This is a genomic window from Actinomadura spongiicola (genome assembly GCF_003432485.1).
Classification (GTDB): domain Bacteria; phylum Actinomycetota; class Actinomycetes; order Streptosporangiales; family Streptosporangiaceae; genus Spirillospora; species Spirillospora spongiicola.
In genome coordinates this window covers 140,553-167,465 of sequence record NZ_QVNQ01000004.1, presented here as the reverse complement: position 1 = coordinate 167,465, position 26,913 = coordinate 140,553, and the positions used below count along the sequence as shown (strand labels likewise).

Below are 26,913 nucleotides of genomic sequence, written 5' to 3'. Positions count from 1 at the left end.
GCGCGGCTTGGTCCGGCCCGCTCGTTCTGACATCCTGAACAAGCGGAACCGCGTTCCGGAAACAGAATACGGAACCGTGTTCCGTTTATCAACCCTCGGGTGAGAGAGGTGGGACCATGGCCGACACCGCCAAGGAGTCACAGGCCCCGCGGCAGCGGGCCGACGCCCGGCGCAACAAGGAGGCTCTGCTCGATGCGGCCGCCGTGACCTTCGCCCGCGCAGGCGTCGATGTGCCCGTGCGCGAGATCGCCGCCGAGGCCGGGGTCGGCGTCGGCACCATCTACCGGCATTTCCCGACGCGAGCCGACCTCATCGTCGCCGTGTACCGCCACCAGGTCGAGGCATGCGCGGAGGCGGGTCCGACCCTCCTGGCGAGCAGCCCGACCCCGCACGCGGCTCTGGCGGGGTGGATCGACCTCTTCGTCGACTTCCTGGTCACCAAGCATGGCCTCGCCGAGGCACTACGGTCCGACAATGCCGCCTTCGAGACTCTGCACGCCTACTTTCTCGACCGGCTCGTCCCCGTCTGCGCCCAACTGCTCGACGCGGCAGCCGATGCGGGCGAGATCCGCCCCGGCATGGACGCCTACGAACTGATGCGCGGCATCGGCAACCTCTGCATCGGCGCGAACACCGACCCCCGCTACGACGCACGCCACTTGGTCGAACTCGTCATCGCGGGCCTGCGCCGCGTCTGAAGACACAGCCCGCGCTCTGCCCCAGGGTTCAGGGGCATCAGCAGGCGAGGTGGCCGGTCACGGCGGGGACGCGGTCCCGGGCAACTCCCGACGCCGACGATGGTCCGGATCGGGACGGAGTCGTCGCCGTTGTCTTGCCTTCGTTGACGCCAGCCGTCCCGGCCGAATGTTCCGGTGAGGACTTCGATCGGGTCGGTGCGCGGGGTGTCCGGTTCGGTGTTGTCGCTGGTCGCACGCCGGCCAGGGCCCGAGGTCCGGACGCCTCCGCACCGGCCAGCGCGAACACACGTACATCTCCGTTAGGGCCGCCCGCGCCTGGCAAACGATGCGAGGCGGTCACCAACCGGTGTCCTGGCCAACACAAATGACCGCTTGGTGGCGGTGGTCGTCATCCCGCCTGCGGGGTGGTCACGTGGTCGGTACCGGCGGTGGCGTCACTGGTCGTGCCGCTGGTGTCGGTGATCGTCATCCCGATCGTGGAGGCGCTCCGCTGAGCATCGCGGCGACGTCGGTGCGCAGGGCGTTCAGGTCGGTGGCGGCGTGTGCGCGGGTGGTGGTGACGTCGTCGTGGACGGGTGTGATGGTCTCCAGGTAGCACTTGAGTTTGGGTTCGGTTCCGGACGGTCGGATGATGACGCGTGCCCGTCTGGACAGGCGGAACCGTAGCCCGTCGGTCGGGGGCAGGCCGTTGATGCCGTCGGCCAGGTCGTCGAACTCCTCGACCGTGCGTCCGCCGAGTCGGGTCGGCGGTTTGGTGCGTAGCCGGGACATGGTGGTGGTGATCTGAGCCGGGTCGGTGGCTCGGATGGACAGTTGTGTGGTGGTGTGCAGGCCGTATTTGTGGGCTTGGTCGTCGAGGAGGTCGAGCAGGGTGTGGCCGTTGCGGCGGGCGTGGGCGGCCAGCGTGGCGACCGTGAGTGCGGCGGTGATGCCGTCTTTGTCGTTGACCAGCACGCCGCGGTCGTCGCCGACGCTGTAACCCAGGGCTTCTTCGTAGCCGAAGACCAGGCGGTCAGAAGGCCGGGCGGCTTTCATGATCCATTTGAAGCCGGTGAGGGTTTCGGTGTGGCGGACGCCGTGCGCGGCGGCGATCGAGCGCAGCAGCGAGGAGGACACGATGGTGGTGGCCACCAACCGGTCAGAACCGGTGGTGTGGTCCAGGATGTGTTCGGCCAGCAGCCCGCCGACCTCGTCCCCGGTCAACACCCGCCAACCCCCGGCGTGGGGGACGGCGACGGCGCAGCGGTCGGCGTCGGGATCGTTGGCGATCACCAGATCCGCCCCCCGAGCCTCGGCCAACCCAAGAGCCAAATCCAACGCGCCGGGTTCTTCGGGGTTGGGGAACGCCACGGTCGGGAAGTCCGGATCCGGATCGGCCTGCTCGGGCACGACGATCGGAGCACCGAACCCGGCGCGTTCGAACACCGAGATCAGGGTGTCGCGTCCGACTCCGTGCAGGGGCGTGTAGACGATCGACAGGTCCGGGTCGGGTGGACCGAGGTCGAGGGAGGCGACCGCGTCCAGGTAAAGGTCGGTGGTGTCGAGGGTCGGCCAGCCACTGCCGAGGGGGAGGGTGTCCACGCGGTCGATGGTGTCGATCGCGGCGGAGATCTCCGCATCGGTGGGTGGGATGATCTGTGCGCCGTCGGACCAGTACACCTTGTAGCCGTTGTCGCGGGGCGGGTTGTGGCTGGCGGTCACCATCACCCCCGCCACCACATCGTCGAACACCCGCGTGAAGTGCGCCAACACTGGCGTGGGAATCGGGTGGGTGAACACCTGGGGGCGTAGTCCCGCTCCGGCCAGGACGGCGGCGGTGTCGTGCGCGAACCGTTGGGAGCCGTGCCGGGCGTCGAACCCCACCACCACCCGCCCACCGCGCGGCAGACATTTCGCCAGGCCTGCGGCGGCGCGCATCACCGTCACCCGGTTCATCCGGTTCGGGCCCGCACCCAACTCGCCCCGCAACCCCGCCGTCCCGAACTCCAACCGGCCCCCGAACCGCGCCGACAACCCCTCCCGGTCGTCGTTGTCCAGGATCGCGCGAAGCTCGGCGCGGGTGTCGGGGTCGGGATCTTGGGCCAGCCACTCCAACGCGGCCGCGCGCAGGTCGCTCACAGCTTCGCCATCAGCGCGGCGAGCAGCGAACCCATCCGGCCCGCCGACTCGCGGCCCGCGGCCAGAACCTCCTCATGGTCGAGAGGCTCGGCCGCCAACCCGGCCGCGATATTGGTGACCAAAGAGATCCCCAACACCTCCGCGCCGCCGCGCCGGGCCTCGATCGTCTCCAACACGGTGGACATACCGACCAGGTCCGCGCCCGACGTCCGCAACATCCGCACCTCGGCGGGCGTCTCATACGACGGCCCCCGCAACCCCGCATACACCCCCTCCACCAGCCCCGGGTCCGCCTCCCTGGCCAACCCCCGCAACCGCGTCGAGTACGCCTCGGTCAAATCAAGGAACCTCGCACCGGTCAACGGGGTCGCACCCGACAGGTTGAGGTGGTCGGCGATCAGGACCGGGTCACCGACCCGCTGATGCTCGGGCCGCAACCCGCCCGCCGCATTGGTCAACACCACCACCCCCGCCCCGGCGGCCAACGCCGTCCGAACAGGGTGCACCACCGCCTCCACACCACGCCCCTCGTACAGGTGCGTACGCCCCAGGAACACCAACACCCGACGCCCGGCCACCTCCACCACCCGGACACGTCCCGCATGGCCTTCGACGGCAGGGGGCGCGAAACCCGGGAGGTCGGTGACCGGGAACTCCGCGGCGGGCTCACCCAACGCGTCCGCCGCCGGAACCCACCCCGAACCCATCACCAACACCACATCGAAACAGTCCAAGGACGACCGGGACCGCAACTCGTCCGCGGCCTCGGCCGCCACCGTGAGAGCGTTCATGGGCGCACCAGGGCGCCGGAGCGGGCGACGATCTTTCCGCGCTTCATGACGAGGGTCCGTTGCGGCGGTGCCACGACGAGTTCGCCGAGGGCTTCGCCAGGGAGGACCACCAGGTCGGCGACGTCCCCGACCTTGAGGTCGCAGGGTTGGGCGTTGACGACCTGGCGGCCCAGGGTGGTGCCGAGGGTCAGCGCGAACTCCAGGTCGTCGTCCCTGCGCCAGTAGCGTTTGTAGGCGAGGAACATCGCTCGGGTGAGGATGTCGCCTTCGCCCCACGGCGACCAGCGGCTGCGGGCGGAGTCGGAGCCGAGGCACATTCGTACGCCCATCGCGTGCAAGGCCTTGACGTCGGGGACCGGCAGGAGGCCGTGGACGCCGACGGCGACGGCGATGTCGGCCTCGGCGAGCACCGACGCCAGGCGCGTGAACTGCGCCGGGGTCGGGTCGGCCAGGCTGAACACGTCGCACAGGCTGACCTTGCCCTGCATGCCGAGCGCCTTGACCCGCTCGGCGATCCGCTCGATGAGCCAGATGCCGAGTTCGCCGGACTCGTGGGCGTGGAAGTCGACCGGGACCTGGTACTTCTCGGCGAGGCCGAAGACGATGTCGAGTTGGCGTTCCGCGTCGCCGTCGACTCCGGCGGGGTCCAGTCCTCCGACCATGTCGGCTCCGGCCCGTAGCGCCTGTTCGAGCAGTTCGGCGGTGCCCGGCCTTCGCAGGATGCCGAGCTGGGGGAACGCCACGATCTGCAGGTCCGCGAGGTCGGCCATCTCCTCGCGCACCTGGAGAAGGCCGTGCACGCCGTCGAGGCCGATCTCGGGGGCCACGTCGGTGAAGGTACGGATGGTCGTCGAGCCGTAGGCGACGCACCTGTCGAGGAAGCGGCGTGCCCGGGTGGCGACCGGGGTCGTGGTCTCCGACCACTGTTGGAGCTGGTCCTCGAACATCTGGTTCATCGTGATCGGCTCTGACGTCCGCCGCACCCACGGCTCACCCCACAGGCTCTTGTCGGCGTGGGCGTGGCCGTCGACGAAGCCGGGCAGGACGATCTGTCCGGCGAGGTCCTCGACGTGGTCGTCGGGGCCGAGATCGGCCGGGATCGCCGTCCCGACGGAATGGATCGTTCCATCGACGATGGTGATGACCTGTGGGTCGTCCGCGCCATGGGGGCGGACGTTGGACAGGATGATTCTTGGCATGATCCGCTTTCTCGTGTGTGTGGTCTTTCCTCGATCACTCGAGGCGGCTGAGCGCGGTGTCCTCCAGCGCGCCGGCCAGGCGGTAGGCCATGAGTGAGGCCAGGAGGACGACGGCGACGCCGCCCCAGACGAAGTCGTAGTCCGAGAGGGTCGCGGCGACGGTCATCGAGGCGCCGAGGCCGTGGCCGGTGGCGAGCCATTCCGCGACCATGGCCGCGCCGATGGACAGCGGTAGCGCGATCTTGACCGAGGCCAGCAGGGCCGGCAGCGCGTACGGGATGAGCAGTTTCGTCAGGTGGTGCCTGCGCCGGGCGCCGACCGCGGTGAGGAGGTCCACGGCGCTGCGCGGGACGGCTCTCATCGCGAGCAGCACGTTGACGAGGATCGGGAAGAACGTCATCACCGCGATCAGGATCGTCACGGCGACGATCCCCCGCCCGAACATGAGCGCGAGGAGCGGCATCGCGGCGACGATCGGGATGGAGCGGAGGGCGATCGAGATGGGCATCAGCACCCGCTCGATCACCGGGAACTCGTGTGCGACCACGGCCATCGCCACCGCGAGGACCAGTCCGACCAGGAACCCCACACCGGCGTCGGCGATGGTGCGCAGCAGGGACGACAGCAGGTAGGGCAGCGGCGCCTCCGCCTCGCCGGACGCGGTGACGAGTTGGGTGTCGCCGGTGGCGAAGTACGGCACGACCTCCCGCGGGCCCCGCGCCACCTCGGCGCCGCCCGGCACGATCAGCACGAGCAGCCACCAGCCGAGCACCACGCCGGCAAGCGTCCCGACCGCGGCGATGGCGGTGCGCAGCGCACGGGTTCCCGGGCGCGTGGTGCGCCGTCCGGGGCGGGTGGCCCGGGCGCCGAGGACGGTGTCCGTCACCCGGGTCCACGGCAGGAGCAGCCGGACGAGCAGCGGCAGCGCCAGGAACGCGACGGCGGCGAGGAGCGAGGTCACGATCGCCAGGCCCCAGGCGCGGGGGACGTCGAAGGCGCCCTGGGCCTGGATCATCGCGACTCCCAGGCCCTCGGAGCCGCCCATGTACTCCCCGATGATCGCGCCGAGGATGGCGGCGGGCGCCGCGATCTGGAGGCCGCCGACGAGGCTCGGGATCGCGGCGGGCAGCCGCACCTTGCGGATGACCGTCCACTCCGAGCCGCCGGCGGCGCGCACCACGTCGACCGAGGTGCGGTCCACGCCGCCCAGGCCGAGGACGGCGGCGACCAGGGTGGTGAAGACGACGGCCTGCGCGGCGAGGATGACGCTCGGCAGGTCGCCGCGGAAGGCGATGGCGAGCAGCGGGGCGACGGCGATGAGCGGCAGCGCGATCGCCCCGACCGCGATCCGTTCGAACAGTGCCTGGACGCGGGGAAACGGCAGCGTGCACAGGGCGAGGGCGATCGCCACGCCGTTGCCCCACAGGTAGCCCCGCAGCGCCGACGACATGGTGACGGTCGCGTTCGGCACGTAGTAGTCGGCGTCGTCGCGCATCTGCGCGAGCACGTCGGCGGGCGGCGGAACCAGCGACCCGAACCCGCCGAGCGACATCACCTGCCATGCGGCGAGCAGGGCCGCCACCGTCAGGAGCGGCGGGGCGACGCGTCGCAGGCGCGCGACGGCGTTCATGGCGCGGCCCCGTTCTCGCGGCCGGTGAACAGCTTCTCCGAGAGTTCGTCGCAGAGCGCGTGGAAGGCGCCGTCCTGGAGGATCTCGGGTGTGCGGGGCCTGGGCAGGTCGACGCGGACGATGTCGTGGATCGTTCCAGGACGCGGTGACATGAGGACCACGGTGTCCGAGAGCAGCACGGCCTCGGCGATTCCATGGGTGACCAGGACCGTGGTCGTGCCACGCTCGGACCAGATCCGCTGCAACTCGAAGTTGAGCCGCTGCCGGGTCAGGTCGTCCAGTGCGCCGAACGGCTCGTCCAGGAGCAGCAGTTCGGGATCGGTGACCAGGGACCGGGCCAGGGAGACGCGCTGGCGCATGCCTCCGGACAGTTGCGACGGCCGGGCCTTCTCGAACCCGTCGAGCCCGACGAGCCGGATCAGGTCCGCGACGGCGTCGCGGTCGCGGCGACCGGCGACCTCCAACGGGAGGCGCAGGTTGGCCTCCACGCTCCGCCAGGGCAGCAGGCCGGCGTCCTGGAACGCGACACCGACGTCGTGTCCTTCACGCAGTTCGCGCGGCGTGCGGCCGTGGACGGTGACCGTGCCGGCGGTGGGCGTCTCCAGGTCGGCCAGCATCCGCAGGACCGTCGACTTGCCGCACCCGGACGGGCCGAGCAGTCCGACGAACTCGCCGCGCCGGGATTCGAAGGTGAAGTCGCGCAGCGCTTCGACCGACGTTCCCTTGCCGGGGAACGTCTTCCGCAGGCCGTTGGCGCGGATCCCCTCGGCGGGCGTCGCGTGGACGGCGGGTGCCCCGGCGCCCGGCAGTGTTCTCTCCTCCGGCATGGCGCGCCTCATCCCTCGAGCAGCTCGTTGGTGAACAGCGATTCGTCGAGCTTGATGCCGATGCTGGTCAGGCTCGTGATCGTTTCCTTGATGAGCGCGTCCGACATCCAGAACAGCCGCGCGGACCCGGCGCCGCCGCTGACGTACGGCGCGATGGCGGCGAGCGACCTGGCCTGCTCGTCGAGTTTCAGGCCGAGCTTGGCGCCGTACCCCTTGACGATCACGTCGGCGGCGTGCCGCTGGTCGCGCAGCGCCGCCTCCCAGCCCAGCCTGCTGGCCGTCATGAACGTGCGGGCCCGCTCGCGGGCGGCGGGATCGTCGAGCGTCTTCTGGGACGCGAAGAAGACGCTCTGCATCCGGTTGAACCCGAAGTCGGCCAGCGGCATCACGTGGGTCTGGACACCGCGCAGCGCCAGCGACACGGGCTGGTTCGACGCGAATCCCCAGATCGCGTCCACCTCGCGGGCGGCGAGGGGCGCGGGATCGAACTGGATCGGAACCAGTCGCACCTTGCCGACGTCGACGCCGTTGCGCTTCATGAACACCAGGGCGGTGTTCTTTCCGGCGAGGGTGATGCCGAGCTTCTTCCCCTCGATCTCCTTGGGGTTCCTGACCGGACGGTCGGCGAGCGAGATCCAGGACTCGGGGCTCTTCAGCAGCCCCGCGCCGACGATCTTCAGCTTGGCGCCGCGGGCGACGGCGGTGGCGACGTTCTCCGGGATCGCCTCGACGCCGAGGTCGACGCGGTTCGTCGTGACCATGGGGACGACCGCGGAGTTCGGTCCGCCGGGAAGGACGTCGACGTTCAGGCCGCGTTTCTTGTAGAGGCCGTCCTCGTCCGCGACGAAGATGCCCGCGTACTCGGCGTTCGGAATCCAGGCGAGCTTCACCGCGAACCGGCCCTTCGCGCCGCCGTCGCCTCCGGCGGCGTTCGTGCCGCACGCGGTCAGCCACGGGACGGTGGCGCCGGCCGCCACCACGGCCGAGCTCCGGCCGGCGACCCGCAGGAAGGACCGGCGGCCCATGCCGGGCGGGGTGCAGAAGTGAGTCATTTCGTGCTCCCGAAAGAGTTCGTTCGTCGTGATCGCCGTGAGGAAAGGGGATGAGCGCTCTACGCGAGGTCGTTCTCCGCGAGCAGCGTGTGGATGACGTGAGCGTTTCCGCTGTTGGCGAAGTGCTCCGTCTCTCGGATCATTCCGTCGAGATGCACGACCATGAGCCGCTCGGCGCCGTCCGCGTCCCGGTCCGAGATGCTCGCGACGATGTCGCGGTGCTCCTGGTCCCACCGCAGCAGTGCATCCTGCTTGATTCCGATCATGATGAGCAGTCGTTCGAGCATGTCGAGGCGCTCGTCGAAGAGGGTGGTGCTGATCGCCTGGATCTGCTTGTTGTGCGAGGCCTGGCCGACCAGCTTGTGAAAGGCGAGCCGCTCCCGCCAGCGCGCCTCACCGGTCGTCTCGACCATCGCCCGGAGGCGGGTGAGCTCCTCCGGGCGCGCCCGGAGCGCGGCGGCCCGCGCGGCCTCCCGTTCGATGCCCCGCCGGCCGACCAGATGGTCGATCAGGTCGTGGACGTCCCGCAGCGCGAGGGCCTCGGCGAAGGACGACGCGCGGCGGCTGTCGAGCTGCTGGTTGGCCGCGACACGGCTCCCCTCCTCGGTGAGGATCCGGCCCTTCCGTCCCAGCGACTGGGTGAGGGCTCGCTCGTCGAGGTCGTTGAGCAACCGGCTCACGGTCGACTCGCTGAGGTCGAAGCCGCACTCGCGCAGGTGCCGGGTGGCGGCCCGCGCGCCCACGGGGCCCTCCTGGACGCTCATGAACGCCAGAAGCGCGGACTCCATCGCCGGCGTGTGCCGCACGGTCTCCTCCTCGTCTCGGGGGGTGTTGCCGGAACCGTAGGGCGCCTTGTCCAGATATGTCAATAGTGACGAACGTAGATGGGATGTGACACTGTATGCCCGCAACTGACGGATGAAAGGGATCCGGATGAACAACCAGACATCGGCCCACCACCTGCACCTTCGCGCCGACGACGTGGGCCGGTACGCTCTCCTGCCCGGCAACCCCGACCAGGTGGCCTCGATCGCGGCGCTCCTCGACGACCCGGAGTTCGTCGTCCGCAACCGCGAGTTCGAGACCTGGCGCGGCACGCTGGACGGCGAGACGGTCATCGTCACCTCCACCGGCGTCGGCGGCCCGTCCACGGCCCTGGCCGTGGAGGAGCTGGCCGCGCTCGGCGTCGACACGATGATCCGGGTCGGGGTGTCGGGATCGATGCGACCGGACATCGTCAACGGCGAGTTGGCCGTCCTCACCGCGGCGATCCGCGACGAGGGCACCACCAGGCAGTACCTGCCGGTCGAGTTCCCGGCGATCGCGGACATCGACGTGGTGCTCGCCCTGCGGGACGCCGCGGACCGCGCGGGCGTGCCGTACAGGTGCGGACCCGCGCACACCAAGGACTCGTACTACGGCGAGACCGAACCGGAGCGGATGCCGCTGGCGGCGACGCTGACCGAGCGTTTCGAGGCCTGGCGCCGCGGCGGAGCCGTCTGCTCCGAGATGGAGACCGCCGCCGTGTTCATCGTCGGCTCCGTGCTGAAGGTGCGCACGGGCGCCGTCGTGCTGATGTGGAGTCAGGACGCCATCGACGACGGCACGGCACCGTCCGGCGACCCCCTGTTCGCCACCGCCGTCGACGCGGTGCGCACGCTCATCGGGGCGAACACGCGGCCCGCCGTCGGGGCGCGATGAGGCCCAACGACGCATCCGTCAGCGGCCCCCGCGCCGCGCCGACGCGGACGGCGCCGAGCGACCTCGACGGACGGGGCGCGACGTGACCACGAACCACCCTCACCTGGAGGCGGACGGGGGCCCGTCCGACCCGTACGACCCGTCGGGCACGGACGGCCACGCCACCGGGGCGGCACGACCGCGCGGCGCGCTCGGGCGTCCGCTGATGGTGCTGGTCGCCGTCGTCCTCGTCGCCGTGAACCTTCGTGTCGCGGTGACGAGCCTCGGCGCCGTCCTGGACCAGGCGCGCGCCGACCTCGCGATGTCCACGCTCGCCGCGTCGACCGCGGCGACGCTGCCGGTCGTGTGCTTCGGCGCCGTGGCGCTCGCGACGCCCGGGCTCGTCCGGCGCGTCGGGGCGAACGCGGGACTCGGCCTCGCCCTCGCGCTGCTGCTGGCCGGGTTGCTGGTCCGGGTCGCCGGCGGCGAGGCCGCCCTGCTCGCCGGCACCTTCGTCGCCTGCGCCGGCATCGCGGTGGGGAACGTGCTGATCCCGGCGATCGTCAAGATCGAGTTCCCGGGCCGGGTCGGCGAGGTCACCGGCGCCTACAGCGCCGCCATGTCGGCCGGCGCGGCGATCGGCGCCGCCGCGACCGTGCCGCTCGGCGCCACCCTCGGCGGCTGGCGGGGCGGCCTCGCGTCGTGGGCCGTCCTCGCCGCCGCGACCCTGGCGCTCTGGCTGCCGCGGACGCGACGGACCGCCGCCCCGGCCGAATCCCGCGCGCCGGTGACGGCCATGCTCCGCAGCCCGGTCGCCTGGGCGGTCACCCTGCTGTTCGGCACCCAGTCCGTGCTCGCGTTCGTCGTCATGGCCTGGCTGCCGACCATCTACACCGACGCGGGCTTCGCGCCGGACGAGGCGGGCACGCTGCTGGCCGTCGCGCTCCTCGTCGGCGTCCCGGTGTACTTCGTCGTCCCGGTTCTGGCGGCACGGCTGCGGCGGCAGGGAGCCCTCGGCGCGGGGATGACCGTCGTCCAGATCGTCGGCCTCGTCGGCCTCCTGCTCTCCCCCGGGACGCTCCCCTGGCTCTGGGCGGTGCTCGTCGGCATCGGCGGCGGCGTGTTCCCGCTGACATTGGCGCTGTTCAGCATGCGAACCCGATCCGCCGCGGACACGGCCACCCTGTCGGCGATGGCGCAGAGCGTCGGCTACCTCCTCGCCGCGCTCGGCCCGTTCACCGTCGGCGTCCTCCGAGACGTCACAGGTTCCTGGTCCACGCCGATCCTGCTCCTGGTGGCGATCTGCGTCGTCCAGTCGGCCCTGTCGTACTGCGCCGGCCGACCGCGCTTCGCAACGGAACCAGCCCGAAGATGATCACCCGCAGGCGCCCACGGCGGGCTCCTTGGCCACTTACGCGGCGGTCAATCGAACCAGAGGCCGTGGGCCGCGCCGACCTCCTCGGGCGTCCCCGTCGCGACGACGCGGCCCCCATCGAGGAAAACGACGATGTCAGCGGCGCGAATCGTCGACGGGCGATGGGCGATCACCAGCAGCGTGCACTCACGGGAGATCTGGGCGATCGTCCGCGCGAGGGCTTCCTCGTTCGCGGTGTCCAGTTGCGACGTCGGCTCGTCCAGCAACAGCAGACGCGGCTCCGGCAACAGCGCGCGGGCGATCGCGACACGCTGCCGCTCCCCACCCGACAGCATGTCGCCGTGTTCACCGACCGGGGTGTCCAGCCCCTTCGGCAGCCGGCGCACGAGGTCGCCGAGGCTCGCCATTCTCACCACCCGCTCAACTTCGGCGTCGGTGGCGTTCGGCTTGGCGTAGACGATGTTGTCCCGGAGCGTGCCGTGCATCACTGGAGCGGCCTGTTCGACCAGCCCCAGCCTGGAGCGGCATTCGTCAAGGCTCAATTCGGTGACATCCCTGCCTTCGACGAAGATGTGCCCGCCATCAATTTCGTAGAACCTGGCGAGCAACGCGAACAACGTCGTCTTTCCGGCACCCGACGGGCCCACCAGGGCAACGTGAGCATTGCGCGGGACCGAGAACGACACGCCACGCAGGACTGGCCGCCCTTTGTCGTAACTGAATGTCACGTCCCGGAACTCCACTCCCGAAGAAGGATTCGCGGGCTCCGCCGATACGGTGGCGGTGGAGGCTCGGTCGGTTTCGGACGGCAGGCGCGTGACGTCCTCGATACGCTGCAATGCCGCCAGACCCCGCTGCAACGTCGCCACCACGTCGAACATGTTGGCAATCGGCTCGGCGATGTAAGTGATGTACAGCAGGAAGCCGACGAGGTTCGCCAGCGACGCGTCCCCGTTGGCGACACGGATACCACCGACGACCAGAACGGCCATCATCGATCCGTGCATTGCCAACGTCATCATCGGATTGATGAGGGCGTCGCGTTTGGCGGCCTGGAGATTCTGCTCGTAGGCACTCCGCGCGAGTCGGCCGATCCGCTCTTTCTCGCGGACCTCGGCGCGCATCACTCGGACGGTCCGAATGGCCGACAACGCCCGTTCCAGCTCGGCCGACACCCCGCCCAGGCTGTCCTGGGCGTCCTCGACGGCCTTGCGGATTCCGGCCAGCAACAGCAACGTCAGCCCGCCGATCCCGCCGACGATGCCCAGCACGATCAGGAACAGTCCGGCGTCCAACCACAGCATCATGGCGACACCGCCGGCCAGGACGAACGCGCCGACGACGACCTCGGACAGGTCGTAGGCGAGCGAGTCACGCAGCATCGTGGTGTCGGCGGTGGTGCGCGACAGCAGGTCACCGAGCCGCTGTGTCTCGTAACGCCGCATGGGAAGCCGCAGCAGCTTGTCGACGACGCGCAGCCGCACCCCCAGCACCAGCCCCTCACTGGTGCGTTCGAGCGAGTACGCCGCGACGCCGGAGACGACGGCTTCGACGACGAACACCACGCCCAGCAGCACCGCGAACATGACATACGGGCGGCCGTCGGAGAACTGCTGGATCGTTCGGGTCGCCAACAGCGGCTGCGCCAGCCCCATGCCGGACGCCATCAGCGAGAGCACAAGGGCGACGGCAATGGCCCTCCGGTGCCCACGCGTAACTCCGACCAGGTCACGTAATCCGACCCGCAACGGCACGTCCGGCCCGTCATCGTGCCCCACCTTGTGGTCATCCTCGAAATCTGAATCGTCGGTCTTGCGTACCGTCCGCAGGCTCGTGAACACAGAAATCCGCCTCCTCGCACGTCTCGTTCGTAATTGGTGGCACGCGTAGCCGGTGATGTGCCGTCCTCCCCGACGTTTACCGAATGGCGACCTGCCACCCTCGCTGCCACCGGCGGTGCCGCGTCCGCCGCCTTATGTCAGACGCCCCTGCACGCTGAATCGCGTGAATCCCCTCACCGGCGGGGATGGGCCGGTTCCGGTCACGATCTTGTCAGCTGCGCGATCCGCGCTGACGATCGTATCGATGATCGTCTTCGAGGAAAGGAAGTCGTCATGCGCCCGAGAAGGATTGTGTCCGCGGCTTTAGCCACCGGCTTGGTCCTAGCGCCCGCGGCCGTCGCCGAGGCGTCCCCCGGTGCCGCCGGCCGCGTCACTTCGACGCAAGGGCCTCAGATGAAACCCGCAGGGGACGCCGTGAACGAACCCCCCGCTTTCATCGTCGATGTCCTCCTGGGCAGGGGATACATCAAGGTGGAGAACGGCCGGAAGCGCATGGGCTTCGATATGACCGTCATGTGCCGCGCCCTCATCGACATGAAAATCGTGGTGACGGTGAAGCAGCCGGTCAACGGCATCGACATTTCCGAGAGCCGCGCCCTGAGCTGTGTCGAGCTGCACAGGCAAGAGCTGCTGACCTTCCGCTTCAAGGACGAGCGGTGGACGGTGGGGCAGGCGGCCATGGAGGCCAGGTTGCTCGACTTGGAGGGTGCGACCATTCACGAGTTCTCTCGCACGATCAGCGTGACGAACTGGTGAGACCACAACGTGATCCCCACGCGTTGCGAGATCGTTAGCTCGATGCACGGGTGATCGGTGGATCGTGCTGGTCGGGGGCTTGGTGTAAGGAGGGCGCCTCCGGCAGGATTCGAACCTGCGGCACCCGCTTTAGGAGAGCGGTGCTCTATCCCCTGAGCTACGGAGGCATGTCGTCGCTGCGGTATGAGCGTAGCGGACGCATCACCAGCGTAGGGGATGGGGAGTGCTGAGCGCTTCTCCTTATGCCTCTAGGCCGGGCGGGGGCGGTGTCGGTACGCTTCGGTGCCGTGACGGGTCGGCATCGTGGGCAGCCGAAGGAACGGCCTGATGGCCAGGTGGACGAAAGTTCGTCCACGAGACGGATCGGCGTGATCGTCGTTGCGTTCGTGGTGCCCGTCGTGCTGGCGTCGGTGGTCGCGTTCGGGCTGCGGGACGACCCGCCGCGGAAGCGGCCGGAGACGGTGGGGCAGAAGGTGACGCCCGCCGTGACGCCGGAGGAGGCGCCGACGTTCGGGGAGTACGTGCCGCCCGAGCCGGGGCCGCAGGTGGTGACGAAGGCGCCCAGGCGGGTGCCCGCCCCGAGGGTGACTCCGACGCGGAAGAGGGCGAAGCCGTCGCCGTCCGTGACGCGGACGCGGCGGGCGTGCCCGCCGGGATGGGTGGAAGTCCGGTGGCGGCACGCGCGGTGGTGCGTGCGACAGTATGGTCACGGTGGTCGCTGAACCGGTTACGGACAGGTCACCGTAGAACCTGTAGTAGCGTTCTGCCGCTGTTCGCATTTGGGCATCAGGAGGAATACCACCGTGCCGAATCCCCGGTCGGCGGCGCTGACCGCGGTCTTCCTGGTGATGACGCTGATCTCACCGCAGGGCGCCGCCGCGGCGGCCGAGGGCCGGGTCGACAACCTGGAGGCGCTGCGCCGTGAGGCGTCCAAGGCACGCTCCCAACTGGAGCAGGCCACGAAGCGCATGGAGGACCGGAAGAAGGATTTGGCCGCCTCGCAGATCAAGCTGCGGGACACCCTCAGGGATCTCGCGGAGGCCGAGGCCGAGCTGAACCGGATCCGGGAGCCGATCGCCCGGCTGGCGAACACCTCCTACCAGCAGCGGGGCGCCGCCGGGTCGATGGCGATCTTCGGTGGGGGCGATCCCGGTCAGACGTTGCGGACGACCGCGGACGTGACGTTGCTCGCCACGTCGCAGCAGGCGCTCGTCGACCGGGCGGACGAGCTTCAGGAACGGCGTAAGCGGCTCGCGACGACGGCGCAGGATCTGCAGTCGCGCAACGCGGTCGAGCAGACCCGTCTCCAGCAGGAGGTGGACGGGTTGAAGAACAAGTCGGAGGAGCTGACCGAGCGGCTCAACGCGATGCTCGACAAACTCGCGACGAGTCGGCTGAAGCGGTTTCAGCTCGGGTGCGACGAGGGGTTGTCGGGGGACGCCAAGAAGTATCCGAACGGGCTGATTCCCGCGAAGTATCTGTGCGCGTTGCCGCAGAAGGGGCACAAGCTGCGGGCGGACGCGGCGCAGGGTTTCTACAAGTTGAACGAGGCGTACAAGCGCCGGTTCGGCCGTGACATCTGCGTCACCGACGCGTACCGGAACCTTTCGGACCAGCACCGGATCTACGCGCAGCGGCCGGGGTTCGCCGCCGTTCCCGGGACGAGCAACCACGGCAAGGGGCAGGCCGTCGACCTGTGCGGTGGGATTCAGAACTCGGGTTCCGTCCAGTTCAACTGGATGGAGGCGCACGCCGAGAAGTACGGCTGGATTCATCCGGCGTGGGCGTACAGCAGCCCGTTCGAGCCGTGGCACTGGGAGTTCGGGACCGAGGAGTAGGCGTAGGGGTCAGGGGCTCGTGCCGCCGGGTTCAGGTGAGGGCGCCGGGCCTGTCCATCGTTGCCGCCATCGTCCGCGCGCACGGCGGCACCGTGACCGCCGGCGCCGACCCGGACGGCGGGCTCCGCGCGCAGGTGGCCCTCCCCGTCCTCGAAACTCAGGTTCCCTTCAGTTCGCGAAGGACGTCGTCGAGGCGGTCGTAGCCTTCGGCGACCCCACGATCCATGGGGGACTCGATGACGCGGTCACGAGTCTCACGAGAGTCGAACAGGAAGGTCGTGTCGAGAATGGTCGTGCCGTCCCGCTCGGTGAAGTCGTGGGTCACGACGGCCTCGCCCGAGTACCAGGCCTCGTCGAAGGACTCCGTGTAGACGAGCCGTTCGGGCGGTGTGATCTCGCGGTAGACGCCACCGGCCGCCATGCTCTCCCCTTCCGGCCCCCGCCAGACGAAACGCCAGGAACCGCCGACGCGCAGGTCGATCGCCGCCGACACGATGTCCCAGCCGCGCGCCCCGTACCAGCGGCTCACCAGGTCGGGCTTCGTCCAGGCGGCGAAGACGAGCGCGCGGGGCGCGGCGAAGGTCCGGGTCATGACGATCGCCCGGTCGGAGGGGGTCGCGACCGTCACGGGCGCCATCGGGGGTCCCTGCCGATGAAGCCGAGGAGACGGTCCTGCGTCGGCGCGTCCTCGTCCACCTCGACCCGCGCGCCGAAGACCTCGACGCCCGGACCGAACGCGCCCGGCGTCCGGAGCCGCTCCATCACTTCGTCGGGGATGCCCTGCATGTCGGACCAGAAGGCCGCGACGTCGACCGGGTCGATCGTGTCGTCCTGGCCGGTGGCCCTGGCAAGGTCCCAGCCGTGCAACGGCAGGTCCCGGCTGACGACCTGGTCGATGTGGTCCAGCGTGGACAGCCGACCGGACGGCGTGTCGCTCTCCTGTCCGGCGAGTGCCGGGTCGTCGAGGACGGCCTCGATGTCGGCGCGGGCGGCGCGGAACGCGGCGAGCGGGTCGGCGTCGACGGACGGCGCGGCGCTGAGCGCGCGTCCCAACGGGCGCAGCATCACCTCGTGCATGTCGACGATGTGCCGGACGACGTCCCGCGCGGTCCACTTCTCGCACGGGGACGGGTCGGCCCACTGGTCCGGGCGGACGGCGGCGACCTTCGCGTCGAAGGCGTCGGCCCGGCGCCGGTACGACTCCGCTTTCTCGTTCATCGCGTTCTCACTCATCGCCGTCTCGTTCATCGCTGATTCCTTTGAGTTCCTCAAGCAGGGCGTCGAGGTTCTGGTAGCGGTCTTCCCAGAAGGCGCGGTAGGTCGCCAACCAGTCGACGGCCTCCCTGAGCGGACCGGGTTCGAGGCGGCACGGACGGCGCTGCGCGTCACGGCCACGGGAGATCAGCCCCGCCCGCTCCAGGACCTTCAGATGCTTGGAGACGGCGGGCTGGCTCATCGCGAACGGCGCGGCGAGCTCCGACACGGTCGCCTCACCGCCGCGCAACCGGGCCAGGATGGCTCGGCGCGTAGGATCGGCCAACGCCGCGAACGTGGCGTCCAGTCCGTTCATGACCACTCCTCCCCATTTCGGAGAGTTCGTAACCTACTGGTTCTATAACCATGTGGTCAAATAAGCGGGGTTCGGCTCAGCCGAGGGTCATGAGGCGGCGCAGCGCTTCGGCGTGCAGGCTCCGCGCGCCGCACACCGCGAAGATCTCGGCGGCGTGCGCCAGTTCCTCGCGCGCTCGGGCCCGCTCGCCCGCGTCGAGGTGCCCGGCCGCCGCGCGCAGCCGGGCGCGGCCGATCTCGACGCGCTGACCGGTACCGGTGAAGATCTCCGCGGCGGTCCGGGCGCGCAGGGCGGACGCGACCGGGGCCGTGCCCCGCAGGGCGTGCGCGCAGGCGAGGTGAACGAAGCCGGCATTGGTCCGAAGCTCAGGGTGGGCGAACCGGGCCGCGCGTCTCGCCCACCGCCGGGAGGCCGCCCACCGGCCGCGTTCCGCCTCGGCGTGCGCGGCCAGTTCGCAGCAGGACAGCAGGCTCGTCTGGTCCAGCGGGAGCTCGTCACCGCCGTGGACCCGCGTGACGGCGTCGACTCCCGGTTCCAGCAGGCCCGCGTGGATCAGCGCCGTCGCGCGGGCGAAGTACGCCTGGACCGCCCACCATTCCCCGCCGTCCTCGGCGTCCGCCACCGCCTGGTCCGCCAGGCGCAGCGCCGTCCGGTCGTCTCCGGCGGACGCGGCGACCAGGCACCGCTGCGCCAGCGCGATGACCCGTAACTGGCGGGACTCGGCGGCGTCGGCCTGCCGCGTCGCCTCCTCGGCGACGGCCGCTCCCTCGGGCAGGCGGCCGAGCATCGCGTACGCGCGGGTCATCGCGGTGAGCATCACGGTGTGAGCCAGGGTCTGGCCGGTGGCGCGGGCCATCGTGAGGGACTGGTCCAGGTGCCGCAGCGCGCCGCCGAAGCGGCCCATGAACAGTTCCGTCCAGACGAGCCAGCTGAGGGACTTCAGCGGCAGGCGCTCGGGCGGATGGTCGGCGCACGCGGCGGCGAGGACGCGTTCGGCGGCGGCGATGTGGCGTGCCGCGTCGGCGACGCGGCGGGCGGCGAACGCGGCCATCGGGCGTATCGCCGCGACCTCCAGCCGGAGGGCCGTGTCCCAGGACGGGGCGTCCTCCGGCAGGGTGCGCAGGATCGTCTCCGCCGCCTCGGGCTCGCCGCGGTACAGGTCGTCCGCCACGAGCCGGAGCCGGAGCCGGACGTTCGCGTCCGCCTGCCGGTCCGTGCCGTGGCGAAGGCCGTCGAGCAGCAGCCGCCGGCTCTCCTGCGGCCTGCCGAGCAGGCGTTCGATCATGGTGAGGACGAACAGGGCCCGGGTGCGCCGAACGTGGTCGTCGTCCGGCAGCGACTCCAGGACTCGGCGGGCGGCGTCTCCGCCCTCGGCGAGGTGGCCCGCCGACATCTGGAGTTCGGCCAGCCGCAGCAGCAGGTCCGGGCGGCGGCCGGTGGCGTCGTCCCGGGGGCCCGTCAACTCCAGTGCCCTGGTCAGCAGGTGCGCGGCGCTCGCGGGCGCGTTCGCGGCGATGACGGCGCTCGCCTCGGTCAGCGTCGCGACGGCCGCCTCGTCGCCGAACCGGCCCGAGTGCGCGACATGGTGGGCGCGGACCGTGACGGGCGCGCCGACCCGTTCCAGATGGGCGGCGATCCGGGCATGCGCCGACAGCCGCCAGGCGGGGGCCGCGCGGTGATGGACGACGCTGCGGACGAGCGGGTGACGAAACCGGAACCGGCCCCCGGCGCCCACGGGACGGACGATGTCACGTGCCGCCATCTCGTCCAGAGCGGCGACGACGGCGCGCTCGTCCATGCCGGCCGCGACGGCCACCAGGGGCACGTCGAACTCGTCTGAGACGATCGCGGCCGCCCGCGCGACGAGCGACGCGTCCGGTGAGACGCCGTCCAGTTCCCGTTCCAGCGCGGTCGTCGCGGCGGGCGGAACGCCGGGCGGCTCCGGCGCCGTCTCGCCGTGGGCCGGGACGGGCTCGGTCACACCCATGCGGGCGAGGGCCTCCAGGTAGAGGGGGACGCCGCCGCTGGCCTCGTGCAGTCGCCGGAAGTCGTCACCGCCGACCCGCGAGCCGAGGAACTCCCGTGACTCCGCCGGGGTGAACGGACGCACGGTCACCACGCGGTCGGGACCGAGCTGCGCGCCGACGAGGCGGGCGAGCGCCGGGGACACCTGGGCCGGACGGTAGGCGATCGCGATCAGCACCGGGCCGCGCGGTGGACGGCGCAGCAGGTGGGCGAGGAGTTCGGCGGAATCGTTGTCGGTCCAGTGGACGTCGTCCAGGAGCAGCGCGAGACCCGACGGCCGCGCCAGTTCCTCCAGCAGCCGGCGAATCGCCCGGTACAGGCGGTACCGCACGGACGCCCCGAAATCGACATCGGTGAGCGCGTCGTCCTCGATGGCGTCCGACAGCGACGGGAACAGGGTCGCGAGGAGACGGAGAGAGGCCGCGCCGAGGCGGTCGCGCACCCACGCCTGCCGCCCTTCGAGGCGGCCGTCGAGCGCGTCGACCATCGCGGCCAGCGGTAACTCCTGCTCGAACTCGCCGACGCGTCCCCGTAGCACCATCGCGTGCCGGCGGGCGGCCATCGCGGCGAGTTCGTCCAGCAGCCGGGTCTTGCCCACGCCCGGGTCGCCGACGATCGCCAGGCACTGGTACGTCCGGGTGACGGTCAGCGCGTCGAGGACCTCGGCGAAGCCGCGTAGGGCCTCGCGTCGGCCGACCAGCGAGCGGCCCGCGTTCTCCGGACCGCCTTCGGTGCCGGTCGGGGCGTCGCGCGTTTCGACGGGTGGCCCGTCAGAGGTCGGCCCCGGCCCCGCCGACGTCTCAAGGCGCCACCATTCCGTGAGCCATCGCGCGACCACGTCGTCGATGACGTCCTGCCGGACGTTCCGCGCCCGCAGGCAGGCGGCGACGAAAGCCTCGACGAATTCCATCCTGGGCAACTGTGGAAGCCGCTTGCCATTCAGTACCTCCGACAGGGTGCTGCGCGGCAATTGGTCGACCACATGCCCACCGGGCGCGACGGCGCTCCTCGACAGCGCCGCCAGCCGCCGAAGCGACGGTCGACCTGCCCAGACGCGTAGCCGGACAAGTCGTTCGATGTACGCCGCGGCATCCTCCGCGCCCGCGGCGGACGGCATATCGGCTAAGTCCACTGACTGACCCACTCACGTTTTCGGGGAGGTCATCGCTCTTTTCTCGCCGGGCTCTTTCTGGCCGCAGACGCCCTGTCGGAATCACGATCGTAAGGCGTTGACCAGGTCGCAACAACCAGTTTGACGGGTATCGACGAAATCGCTGCTCAGGCCCTTTTCCCGGACGGCTAGGCGGGCCGCTCACCGGAGGCCCGCCGCGTCCGGACATGTCCGGTCTTGTCTGGATCTGTCCAGACTCTTGTCGTCGGGGCGGCGGCTGCCCTATTCGTGGGAGCCATCGGTCAGATCATGGACGGCCGCGCCAGGACGCGGTCGCTGCCCGATGCACCGGTCGGATCATCGCGGCCGGGCGCGTCCCCGGGGATTGGCGCATCCCCGGGGACGCGAACTCCTCACGTCCCCGGAGACGTGGATCACGTGTTCACCAGGCCGTTGGGGAACGGCACGGGCCGCTCCCGCCTTGTGCGGGCGGCCGTCGGGGGCCGGCCGGGACGAGACGCTGGTCTCGTCCCGGCCGACCAAGGTTCATCCCGGGCGAGGGTGCCAGCCGTCGCGGTAGCGAACGCCGTCGCGTCCGAGCCTGACCTCGTCGTGCCGGGTTCCGGGCACCGCCTCGGCGTGGACGGACTCGGGCCGTTCGACCACGACGCACACCTCGTCGCCGGGCCACCACCATCCGCACGAGCGTGCCAGCGCGGCCCAGTGTCCGAGGTGGTCGAGATCGTCCGGCCTGTAGCGCGCCAGCCCGAGCCGGTGCAGGACGTCGTAGTAGGCGATCCACGCCGCGTCCTGCTGCCCGTACCAGCACACCGGACCGGGGCTGCCCCCGGTCAGGGCGCGGTGGACCGGGCCACGGAACCCGGCGCCGAGCGTGCGGTGCATCGCGTCGTGGATTCCCCGGTGCAGGACGACGCCCAGCGGAACGCCGGCGCGCAGGGCCTCCGGCGGCGGCAGGTCGGGCCAGGGCTCGCGGCGCCTGCCCTTCAGCACCGGGGACACTTCGGGGTCGGCGTGGACCACGCCCGCGCCGAGCGAGCCGCGCAGCCGGTGGGCGACCATCGCCAGATCACTCGCCAGTGGCGGCGGCCCCGGCGGGCGAGGGTCACGGAGCCAGGCGTACAGATCCTGGACGGTGGGCCAACCGCCGACGAGCGGCATCGCCTGCTTCGGGGAGTCGACCCAGACGAACCGTGGCCGGGGTCGGGGTCGGGAGAGCCTCGCGTAGATCGCGGTCAGACTTCTCTCGGTGGCGCGCCGGTCGGCCGGTCGGGTGGACAGCGCGTGGTCGAGCCATTCCCGGCGGAACTCGGCTGCTTCCCGCCACCGGTCACGCGAACTCAGGTATCGGACATCGGTGTGCGGGTGGAAGGCGGCGTCCTCGCGCCGCGCGAGCGCGGTCACCGCGCGTGGGCGTCGCCGCCCTTTCTGTTGAAGATCATGCGTCGATGATGACCCACGACCGGTCGGTCGCGCAACCGGCTCGCGGGCCGAGGCGGCTCCGCCGTCCGTAGCCCGGTCGGCACATCGCGTGATCTTGTTCGACCGTTCCAACGGGCCCGGCTACGCTGATCCCCTCGACAAACGTTGAAACGGACATTCCTCAGAAATCACGGGGTGACCACGATCATGAGCGAGCAGGAATTCGTTCCCCCCGGCGTGGATCCCACACAGATGAGCCACGCCCGCGCCTATGACTATGTGCTGGGCGGCAAGGACAATTACGCGGTCGATCGCGAGGCCGCCGCGCAGGTCATCGCGCTCGCCCCGGACCTGCCCGTGCTGGGCAAGGCACAGCGCCGCTTCCTGCTCCGGGTCACCCGGATGTGCGCCGAGCAGGGCATCGACCAGTTCCTCGACATCGGCACCGGAATCCCGACCGCGCCGAACGTGCACGAGACCGCCCGCGCCGTCAATCCCGACGCCCGCGTGGTCTATGTCGACTACGACCCGCTCGTGACGGTGCACAACACCGCGCTGCTGGCGGGCAGCGAGGGCATCGCCTCCATCCAGGCCGACGCCCGCGACCCGAAGGGGCTCATGGGCCACCCGGAGGTCACCGAACTGATCGACTTCGATCGTCCGATGCTGCTCCTGTTCGTCGGACTGTTCCATCTGATCTCCGACGACCACGATCCGGCGGGCTTGATCGCGCAGTACCGGGACCGGTTGGCCCCGGGCAGCCACATGATGCTCTCGCAGTTCTGCGCCGATGACAGTGACCCGGCCGCACGGGCCAAGCTCGAAGAGATCTCGGCGAACTCGCCGTCCCCGATGTGCTTCCGGCACCGCGAGGAGATCGTCCGGTTCTTCGACGGCTTCGAGCTGATGGATCCCGGTGTGGTGGACGTCCAGGACTGGTGGCCCGACGAGACGGCCCCGCGGACGAGCCTGAAGGTCGCCGCGGGGGTCGGCAAGAAGCTCTGACCGGTCGTGGCCGTGCCGCCGCCCGTGGACCGGCGGCGGCACGGTCCCGCGCGACGCGGACGGGCCGCGCCGTCTGGGTGACGGCGCGGCCCGAACGTGGATCAGGTCAGCACTTCTTCCACTGGAACCGGTAGATCGTCTTCACGTCGCCGTCGGCGGAGTCGAAGGCGATGAAGTTGGTCTCGTCCTTGTCGTTGCCCTCGTAGACGCGCAGCTCGGTGTTGATGTTGAGGTTGCGTTCCTCACCGCAGGGCTTCCACACCAGTTCCGCGACCGGCGTGCGGTCGGTGAACTGCCAGTTGCCGTCGTACGAACCACGCAGATTGTGCGTGACGGGCGTGGTGCTGGACATGCCCTGGAAGTAGTAGTTCGCACGCTCGACGGCGGACGCCCCCTTGCCGAGGTAGGCGTAGCCGCGGTAGTCGGCGCTGGCGATCGCGTACGTGAATCCCTGCGGGATGTGGATGTTGAGGTTGAGCTGGCAGTTCTTCCGCATGTCGGTCGGGTTGGAGTCCCCGCCGGCCTGCGCCATGTAGTCACTGTAGGTGACGGTGAACGCGGTGCGGTCCGGCGACGGGGCGACGGCCGTGGTGCCCCTCGGGCATCCGGAGCCGTTGACCGTCTGCACCTCGATGGTGATGCGGTCGGGGGCCGCCGTCGCGTCCGCCGACGCCGCCGGCGCCATAGCCGCGCCCATCGTCAGAGCGGCGACGCATGCTGCCGAAGCAGTCACTCCTTTGCGCATTTGTTCTTTCTCCTTTGGAGGGGGTTACGCGGGGACTACGGGGAGGGGGACTACGGGCAGGTCCTCCACTTGAAGTGGTAGACCGTCTTGATGCTGCCGTCCGTCGAGTCCATGGTGATGAAGCTGGTCTGCGTCTTGTCCGTGGGCGCGGTCACACGCAGCTCGGTGTTGATGTTGAAGTTGCGCAGCTCACCACAGGGCTTCCAGATGAGCTCCTCGATCGGCACGAGGTCGGTCTCTTGCCAGTTGTCGTCCTTGGGCCCCTTCAGGCCACTTTCGACCGAACCGCCCTTGGTCATGCCCTGGAAGTAGTAGCTCGCCTTCATGGTGGCGTTCGAGCCCTTTTCCAGGAAGGCGTAGCCGCGGTAGTCCACCTTCGCGATCGCGTAGGTGAAGCCCTGGGGGACGTGCACCTTCATGTTGATCTGGCAGTTCTTCCGCATGTCCCGCGGGTTGGACTGAGCACCGGCCTGCGCCATGTAGTCGCTGTAGGTGACGGTGAACGCTTCCTTGTCCGGGGACAGGGCAACGGCGGCGGTGCCGATGGGGCAGCCGGATCCGTTGACCGTCGCGATCTCGATCGTGACGCCCGAGGGGCCACGTTCGAGCAGACGGCCGCCGGACGCCGCGGCGGGGGAGACGGACGCCGCGGTCAGGGCCATGGCGGCGGCTGCCGCGGCGGAAATTGCGATCCCTTTACGCATGTGATTCCTCTTCGCTGGGAGTTGACGCTTCTTCTTCGGCGACCGAAGAGGCGAGTACCTGCAATCCGGATTAAATCGGTACTCGTCGATGGATGTTGATCCAGGATCTGAATGGAGCGTAACTTTCGCCCCAGGGGCTGTCAATCTCCGGTTTTTAACTTTTCTTGACCTGGCGTTCAATGGTCCGGCGGCGCGGCATCATCAAACTTGATCATCGATTATCGAACGTCAATACCGTCCTTTTCACAAGGACCGTTCCAAGAAGACGTCCGGTAATGGAAAACGCCCCCGGCCGCTGGATACGGAGGCGACCCCCGGCACGGACGCTCGATCTGCCCTCCCATGTTGTGGACGCGGACAAAGGTCGGTCGGAAATATGAACGGACCGCAGCCGCTCCGCTCCGGGGCGTACTTCCGGCAGGTGGCGCTGGGCGGCGGCGGTCGAGGTCGCGGTGTCGCACGTCAGGCCGTACGCGGTGATCCAGACCTCCCGGTCGGCGCCGAGCTCCGAATGTTCGACGTCGCCACCGCGGCCGTCAGGTCGGCCGCGCGGAAGGCTCGGTACGCCGCACGCTCAGTCGACTGAAACCCTTCGCTCCCCGTGGTCTATCGACATCGAGATCGACGCCCGAAACGGCCATTCCGGGAGCGTTGGACGATCAATTGGCCGATGATCAATCTTATTGTTGGGGCAAGCCCGCAACAAAACAAGACCGAAGTACTCGGAATCGTTGATGCTGGCAGTAAGTGACAAGATCAGCTTCGGTGACGTAATGGAAGAGGGCCACAATATGCCCGGGGGCACGCGGTGTCCGTGGATCAGCACGGTCGGTGGACGGCGAAACCCGTGGAATGAGGGTCAGGCGGGGGCTTCCGTCGTCAAGCCGTCTTCTAGGCTGAGGACGCGGTCGGCCTCGGCGAGTAGGGCCTCGTCGTGGGTGGCGACAAGGACGGTGACGCCCTCACTGGAGACGACGGCGCGGAGCAGCGGCATGATCGCGGCCGCGGTCTCCGAGTCGAGCTGGCCGGTGGGTTCGTCGGCGAGCAGGAGGCGGGGACGGTTGGCGAGGGCGCGGGCGATGGCCACGCGCTGGCGTTGCCCGCCGGAGAGTTCGTAGGGGCGCTGCGCGGCGTGGTCGGCGAGACCGACCAGGGCCAGGAGGAGGCGGACGCGTTCGTCGCGCTCGGCGGGAGGTGTGCGGACGAGGCGGAGCGGCACCTCGACGTTCTCGGCGGCGGACAGGACGGGGATCAGGCCGTGCGACTGGAAGACGAACCCGATGTGGTCTCGGCGGAGGGCGAGCAGGTCGTTCTCGCCGAGGGCGCCGATGTCGCGGCCGTCGACGCGGACGGTGCCGCCGTCCGGGGAGTCGAGGCCGCCGATCAGGTTGAGCAGGGTGGTCTTTCCTGACCCGGACCGGCCCTTGATCGCGACGAGTTCACCGGGGGCGACGGTGAAGGACGCGCCGCGCAGGGCCGGGACCTCGATCCTGCCGGTGCGGTAGGTGCGGGTCAGCGCCTCGACGGCGACCATGGGCCGGGCCGTGGGATCGGTCGTGGATTCGGTCGTGGGTTCCGTCATGGGGCGTCCTCGCGGTCGGGCCGGACGGCGACGTGGTCGGACTCCAGGTCGAGGCGGACGCGGTCGCGCATGTCGAGGGCCTCGGTGAACGCCCTCGGAAGCTGGACGCGGCCGGTGCGGTCGAGGACGGCGTACTCCTCGGCGGTGCGGGTGCCGTCGCCCGCGGCGCGGCGTCGGACCTCGCTGCTGGTCCGGCCGTCGCGGATCCCGACGGTGCGGTCGACGCGCTCGGACACCTGCGCGTCGTGGGTGACGACGACGGTGGTGGTGCCGAGTTCCTCGTTGACGCGGCGGAGCGCCGCGAAGACGTCGGCGGCGGTGGCGGTGTCGAGTTCGCCGGTGGGTTCGTCGGCGAGGACCACGTGGGGTTCGTTGGCGACGGCCACGGCGATGGCGATGCGCTGCTGCTGCCCGCCGGACAGCTCCGCCGGGCGGCGTCCGGCGCAGTCGCCGACGCCGAGCATGCCGAGGAGCTCGGCGGCGCGGGTGGCGCGGGCACGGCGGGACCGTCCCGCGAACCGCATGGGCAGCTCGACGTTCTGCGCGGCGGTCAGGTACGGGAGCAGGTTGCGGGACGTCTGCTGCCAGATGAACCCGACCTGTTCGCGGCGGAACCGGAGCCGTTCCCTGGACGTCATCGTGAGCAGGTCGGATCCGGCGACGCGGGCGACGCCAGCGGTCGGGACGTCCAGGCCGGACAGGATGTTCAGCAGCGTGGACTTGCCGGAGCCGGACGCGCCGACGATCGCGACCAGCTCGCCCGGGTCGACGAGGAGGTCCAGTCCCTGGAGCGCGACGACCTCGATGCCGTCGGTCTTGTAGATGCGGACCAGGTTGTCGCAGACGATGTGCGCGCCCTCCCCGTACACGGGGCCGCGTTCGGCGGCGCGGCGTTCGAGTTCGGCCAGGTCGGGTGTGCGGTTCAT

The 26,913-nt window shown here is 70.1% G+C and carries 24 protein-coding genes and 1 tRNA gene; 7 read left to right on the top strand and 18 right to left on the bottom strand.

What is annotated here, in order from left to right:
• Positions 1-116 precede the first annotated feature (116 nt).
• Positions 117-698, top strand: coding sequence for a TetR/AcrR family transcriptional regulator (locus D0T12_RS13520; RefSeq protein ID WP_117399914.1), 582 nt, complete (start codon positions 117-119; stop codon positions 696-698).
• Positions 699-1,163: 465 nt separating this feature from the next.
• Here the strand turns inward: D0T12_RS13520 and D0T12_RS13515 are convergent, their stop codons facing one another.
• From D0T12_RS13515 to D0T12_RS13485, 7 genes are read right to left on the bottom strand one after another with little or no spacing between them, the layout of a single operon-like run.
• A complete protein-coding gene (locus D0T12_RS13515) occupies positions 1,164-2,816 on the bottom strand; it encodes a phospho-sugar mutase (RefSeq protein ID WP_117399913.1) in 1,653 nt (550 codons plus the stop codon).
• A complete protein-coding gene (locus D0T12_RS13510; protein ID WP_117399912.1) occupies positions 2,813-3,607 on the bottom strand; it encodes a purine-nucleoside phosphorylase in 795 nt (264 codons plus the stop codon). Before D0T12_RS13510 ends, D0T12_RS13515 begins: the two co-directional genes overlap by 4 nt.
• Positions 3,604-4,806 (bottom strand): amidohydrolase, encoded by a 1,203-nt coding sequence (locus D0T12_RS13505; protein WP_117399911.1) that lies wholly within the window; start codon positions 4,804-4,806, stop codon positions 3,604-3,606. Before D0T12_RS13505 ends, D0T12_RS13510 begins: the two co-directional genes overlap by 4 nt.
• 34 nt (positions 4,807-4,840) lie before the next feature.
• A complete protein-coding gene (locus D0T12_RS13500) occupies positions 4,841-6,436 on the bottom strand; it encodes an ABC transporter permease (RefSeq protein WP_117399910.1) in 1,596 nt (531 codons plus the stop codon).
• Positions 6,433-7,263, bottom strand: coding sequence for an ABC transporter ATP-binding protein (locus D0T12_RS13495; RefSeq protein WP_117399909.1), 831 nt, complete (start codon positions 7,261-7,263; stop codon positions 6,433-6,435). The genes D0T12_RS13500 and D0T12_RS13495 overlap by 4 nt, the downstream gene beginning before the upstream one ends.
• Positions 7,264-7,271: 8 nt before the next feature.
• The gene (locus D0T12_RS13490) at positions 7,272-8,315 is read right to left on the bottom strand and encodes an ABC transporter substrate-binding protein (RefSeq protein ID WP_117399908.1); all 1,044 of its coding nucleotides are present in this window, start codon (positions 8,313-8,315) and stop codon (positions 7,272-7,274) included.
• 59 nt (positions 8,316-8,374) lie between these two features.
• Entirely contained in the window at positions 8,375-9,184 is an 810-nt protein-coding gene (locus D0T12_RS13485; RefSeq protein ID WP_117399907.1) for an FCD domain-containing protein, read from the bottom strand.
• Positions 9,185-9,248: 64 nt separating this feature from the next.
• Between D0T12_RS13485 and D0T12_RS13480 the strand changes: the two genes are divergently transcribed.
• Both D0T12_RS13480 and D0T12_RS13475 read left to right on the top strand, forming a co-directional pair.
• Positions 9,249-10,016, top strand: a complete 768-nt coding sequence (locus D0T12_RS13480) for a nucleoside phosphorylase (RefSeq protein ID WP_158581488.1) — start codon at positions 9,249-9,251, stop codon at positions 10,014-10,016.
• An 82-nt stretch (positions 10,017-10,098) separates the two neighbouring features.
• Positions 10,099-11,370 (top strand): MFS transporter, encoded by a 1,272-nt coding sequence (locus tag D0T12_RS13475; protein WP_117399905.1) that lies wholly within the window; start codon positions 10,099-10,101, stop codon positions 11,368-11,370.
• Positions 11,371-11,417: 47 nt separating this feature from the next.
• Here D0T12_RS13475 and D0T12_RS13470 read toward each other — a convergent pair whose 3' ends face one another.
• Positions 11,418-13,211 (bottom strand): ABC transporter ATP-binding protein, encoded by a 1,794-nt coding sequence (locus tag D0T12_RS13470; protein ID WP_117399904.1) that lies wholly within the window; start codon positions 13,209-13,211, stop codon positions 11,418-11,420.
• 414 nt (positions 13,212-13,625) lie between these two features.
• Here D0T12_RS13470 and D0T12_RS13465 point away from each other — a divergent pair, with 414 nt between their 5' ends.
• Positions 13,626-13,967, top strand: coding sequence for a hypothetical protein (locus tag D0T12_RS13465; protein WP_147339496.1), 342 nt, complete (start codon positions 13,626-13,628; stop codon positions 13,965-13,967).
• A gap of 94 nt (positions 13,968-14,061) precedes the next feature.
• Here the strand turns inward: D0T12_RS13465 and D0T12_RS13460 are convergent.
• Positions 14,062-14,134 (bottom strand) — tRNA-Arg (locus D0T12_RS13460).
• Between the two features lie 120 nt (positions 14,135-14,254).
• Here D0T12_RS13460 and D0T12_RS13455 point away from each other — a divergent pair.
• Positions 14,255-14,689, top strand: a complete 435-nt coding sequence (locus D0T12_RS13455) for a hypothetical protein (protein ID WP_158581487.1) — start codon at positions 14,255-14,257, stop codon at positions 14,687-14,689.
• Between the two features lie 81 nt (positions 14,690-14,770).
• Positions 14,771-15,805: a M15 family metallopeptidase gene (locus D0T12_RS13450; protein ID WP_117399901.1), complete on the top strand. Its 1,035-nt coding sequence runs from the start codon at positions 14,771-14,773 to the stop codon at positions 15,803-15,805.
• Between the two features lie 157 nt (positions 15,806-15,962).
• On the opposite strand, the gene D0T12_RS13445 is transcribed toward D0T12_RS13450, so the two are convergent.
• The 5 genes from D0T12_RS13445 to D0T12_RS13425 form a co-directional block, all read right to left on the bottom strand.
• Complete coding sequence (locus D0T12_RS13445; protein WP_117399900.1) at positions 15,963-16,442, bottom strand: SRPBCC family protein; 480 nt, start codon at positions 16,440-16,442, stop codon at positions 15,963-15,965.
• Positions 16,430-17,053: a TIGR03086 family metal-binding protein gene (locus D0T12_RS13440; RefSeq protein WP_233526039.1), complete on the bottom strand. Its 624-nt coding sequence runs from the start codon at positions 17,051-17,053 to the stop codon at positions 16,430-16,432. The genes D0T12_RS13445 and D0T12_RS13440 overlap by 13 nt, the downstream gene beginning before the upstream one ends.
• Entirely contained in the window at positions 17,031-17,381 is a 351-nt protein-coding gene (locus tag D0T12_RS13435; protein WP_456318666.1) for an ArsR/SmtB family transcription factor, read from the bottom strand. The genes D0T12_RS13440 and D0T12_RS13435 overlap by 23 nt, the downstream gene beginning before the upstream one ends.
• 70 nt (positions 17,382-17,451) lie before the next feature.
• A complete protein-coding gene (locus D0T12_RS13430; RefSeq protein ID WP_158581486.1) occupies positions 17,452-20,310 on the bottom strand; it encodes an ATP-binding protein in 2,859 nt (952 codons plus the stop codon).
• Positions 20,311-21,057: 747 nt separating this feature from the next.
• The gene (locus D0T12_RS13425) at positions 21,058-21,933 is read right to left on the bottom strand and encodes a DUF6745 domain-containing protein (protein ID WP_117399897.1); all 876 of its coding nucleotides are present in this window, start codon (positions 21,931-21,933) and stop codon (positions 21,058-21,060) included.
• Positions 21,934-22,158: 225 nt separating this feature from the next.
• Here D0T12_RS13425 and D0T12_RS13420 point away from each other — a divergent pair, with 225 nt between their 5' ends.
• Positions 22,159-22,956: an SAM-dependent methyltransferase gene (locus D0T12_RS13420; RefSeq protein WP_117400417.1), complete on the top strand. Its 798-nt coding sequence runs from the start codon at positions 22,159-22,161 to the stop codon at positions 22,954-22,956.
• A 106-nt stretch (positions 22,957-23,062) separates the two neighbouring features.
• On the opposite strand, the gene D0T12_RS13415 is transcribed toward D0T12_RS13420, so the two are convergent.
• The 4 genes from D0T12_RS13415 to D0T12_RS13395 form a co-directional block, all read right to left on the bottom strand.
• The gene (locus D0T12_RS13415) at positions 23,063-23,701 is read right to left on the bottom strand and encodes a DUF4360 domain-containing protein (RefSeq protein ID WP_117399896.1); all 639 of its coding nucleotides are present in this window, start codon (positions 23,699-23,701) and stop codon (positions 23,063-23,065) included.
• Between the two features lie 50 nt (positions 23,702-23,751).
• Positions 23,752-24,405, bottom strand: a complete 654-nt coding sequence (locus D0T12_RS13410) for a DUF4360 domain-containing protein (RefSeq protein WP_117399895.1) — start codon at positions 24,403-24,405, stop codon at positions 23,752-23,754.
• A gap of 859 nt (positions 24,406-25,264) precedes the next feature.
• Entirely contained in the window at positions 25,265-25,987 is a 723-nt protein-coding gene (locus D0T12_RS13400) for an ABC transporter ATP-binding protein (protein WP_117399893.1), read from the bottom strand.
• On the bottom strand, positions 25,984-26,913 hold the full coding sequence (locus D0T12_RS13395) for an ABC transporter ATP-binding protein (protein WP_117399892.1): 930 nt from the start codon (positions 26,911-26,913) through the stop codon (positions 25,984-25,986). Before D0T12_RS13395 ends, D0T12_RS13400 begins: the two co-directional genes overlap by 4 nt.

Coding starts and splice junctions, on each gene's coding strand:
- D0T12_RS13400 (WP_117399893.1), bottom strand. CDS start 25,987: ATGACGGAACCCACGACCGAATCCACGACCGATCCCACGGCCCGGCCC.
- D0T12_RS13495 (WP_117399909.1), bottom strand. CDS start 7,263: ATGCCGGAGGAGAGAACACTGCCGGGCGCCGGGGCACCCGCCGTCCAC.
- D0T12_RS13430 (WP_158581486.1), bottom strand. CDS start 20,310: ATGGAATTCGTCGAGGCTTTCGTCGCCGCCTGCCTGCGGGCGCGGAAC.
- D0T12_RS13505 (WP_117399911.1), bottom strand. CDS start 4,806: ATGCCAAGAATCATCCTGTCCAACGTCCGCCCCCATGGCGCGGACGAC.
- D0T12_RS13490 (WP_117399908.1), bottom strand. CDS start 8,315: ATGACTCACTTCTGCACCCCGCCCGGCATGGGCCGCCGGTCCTTCCTG.
- D0T12_RS13500 (WP_117399910.1), bottom strand. CDS start 6,436: ATGAACGCCGTCGCGCGCCTGCGACGCGTCGCCCCGCCGCTCCTGACG.
- D0T12_RS13395 (WP_117399892.1), bottom strand. CDS start 26,913: ATGAACCGCACACCCGACCTGGCCGAACTCGAACGCCGCGCCGCCGAA.
- D0T12_RS13480 (WP_158581488.1), top strand. CDS start 9,249: ATGAACAACCAGACATCGGCCCACCACCTGCACCTTCGCGCCGACGAC.
- D0T12_RS13510 (WP_117399912.1), bottom strand. CDS start 3,607: ATGAACGCTCTCACGGTGGCGGCCGAGGCCGCGGACGAGTTGCGGTCC.
- D0T12_RS13440 (WP_233526039.1), bottom strand. CDS start 17,053: ATGAACGAGACGGCGATGAGTGAGAACGCGATGAACGAGAAAGCGGAG.
- D0T12_RS13410 (WP_117399895.1), bottom strand. CDS start 24,405: ATGCGTAAAGGGATCGCAATTTCCGCCGCGGCAGCCGCCGCCATGGCC.
- D0T12_RS13445 (WP_117399900.1), bottom strand. CDS start 16,442: ATGGCGCCCGTGACGGTCGCGACCCCCTCCGACCGGGCGATCGTCATG.
- D0T12_RS13415 (WP_117399896.1), bottom strand. CDS start 23,701: ATGCGCAAAGGAGTGACTGCTTCGGCAGCATGCGTCGCCGCTCTGACG.
- D0T12_RS13420 (WP_117400417.1), top strand. CDS start 22,159: ATGAGCGAGCAGGAATTCGTTCCCCCCGGCGTGGATCCCACACAGATG.
- D0T12_RS13520 (WP_117399914.1), top strand. CDS start 117: ATGGCCGACACCGCCAAGGAGTCACAGGCCCCGCGGCAGCGGGCCGAC.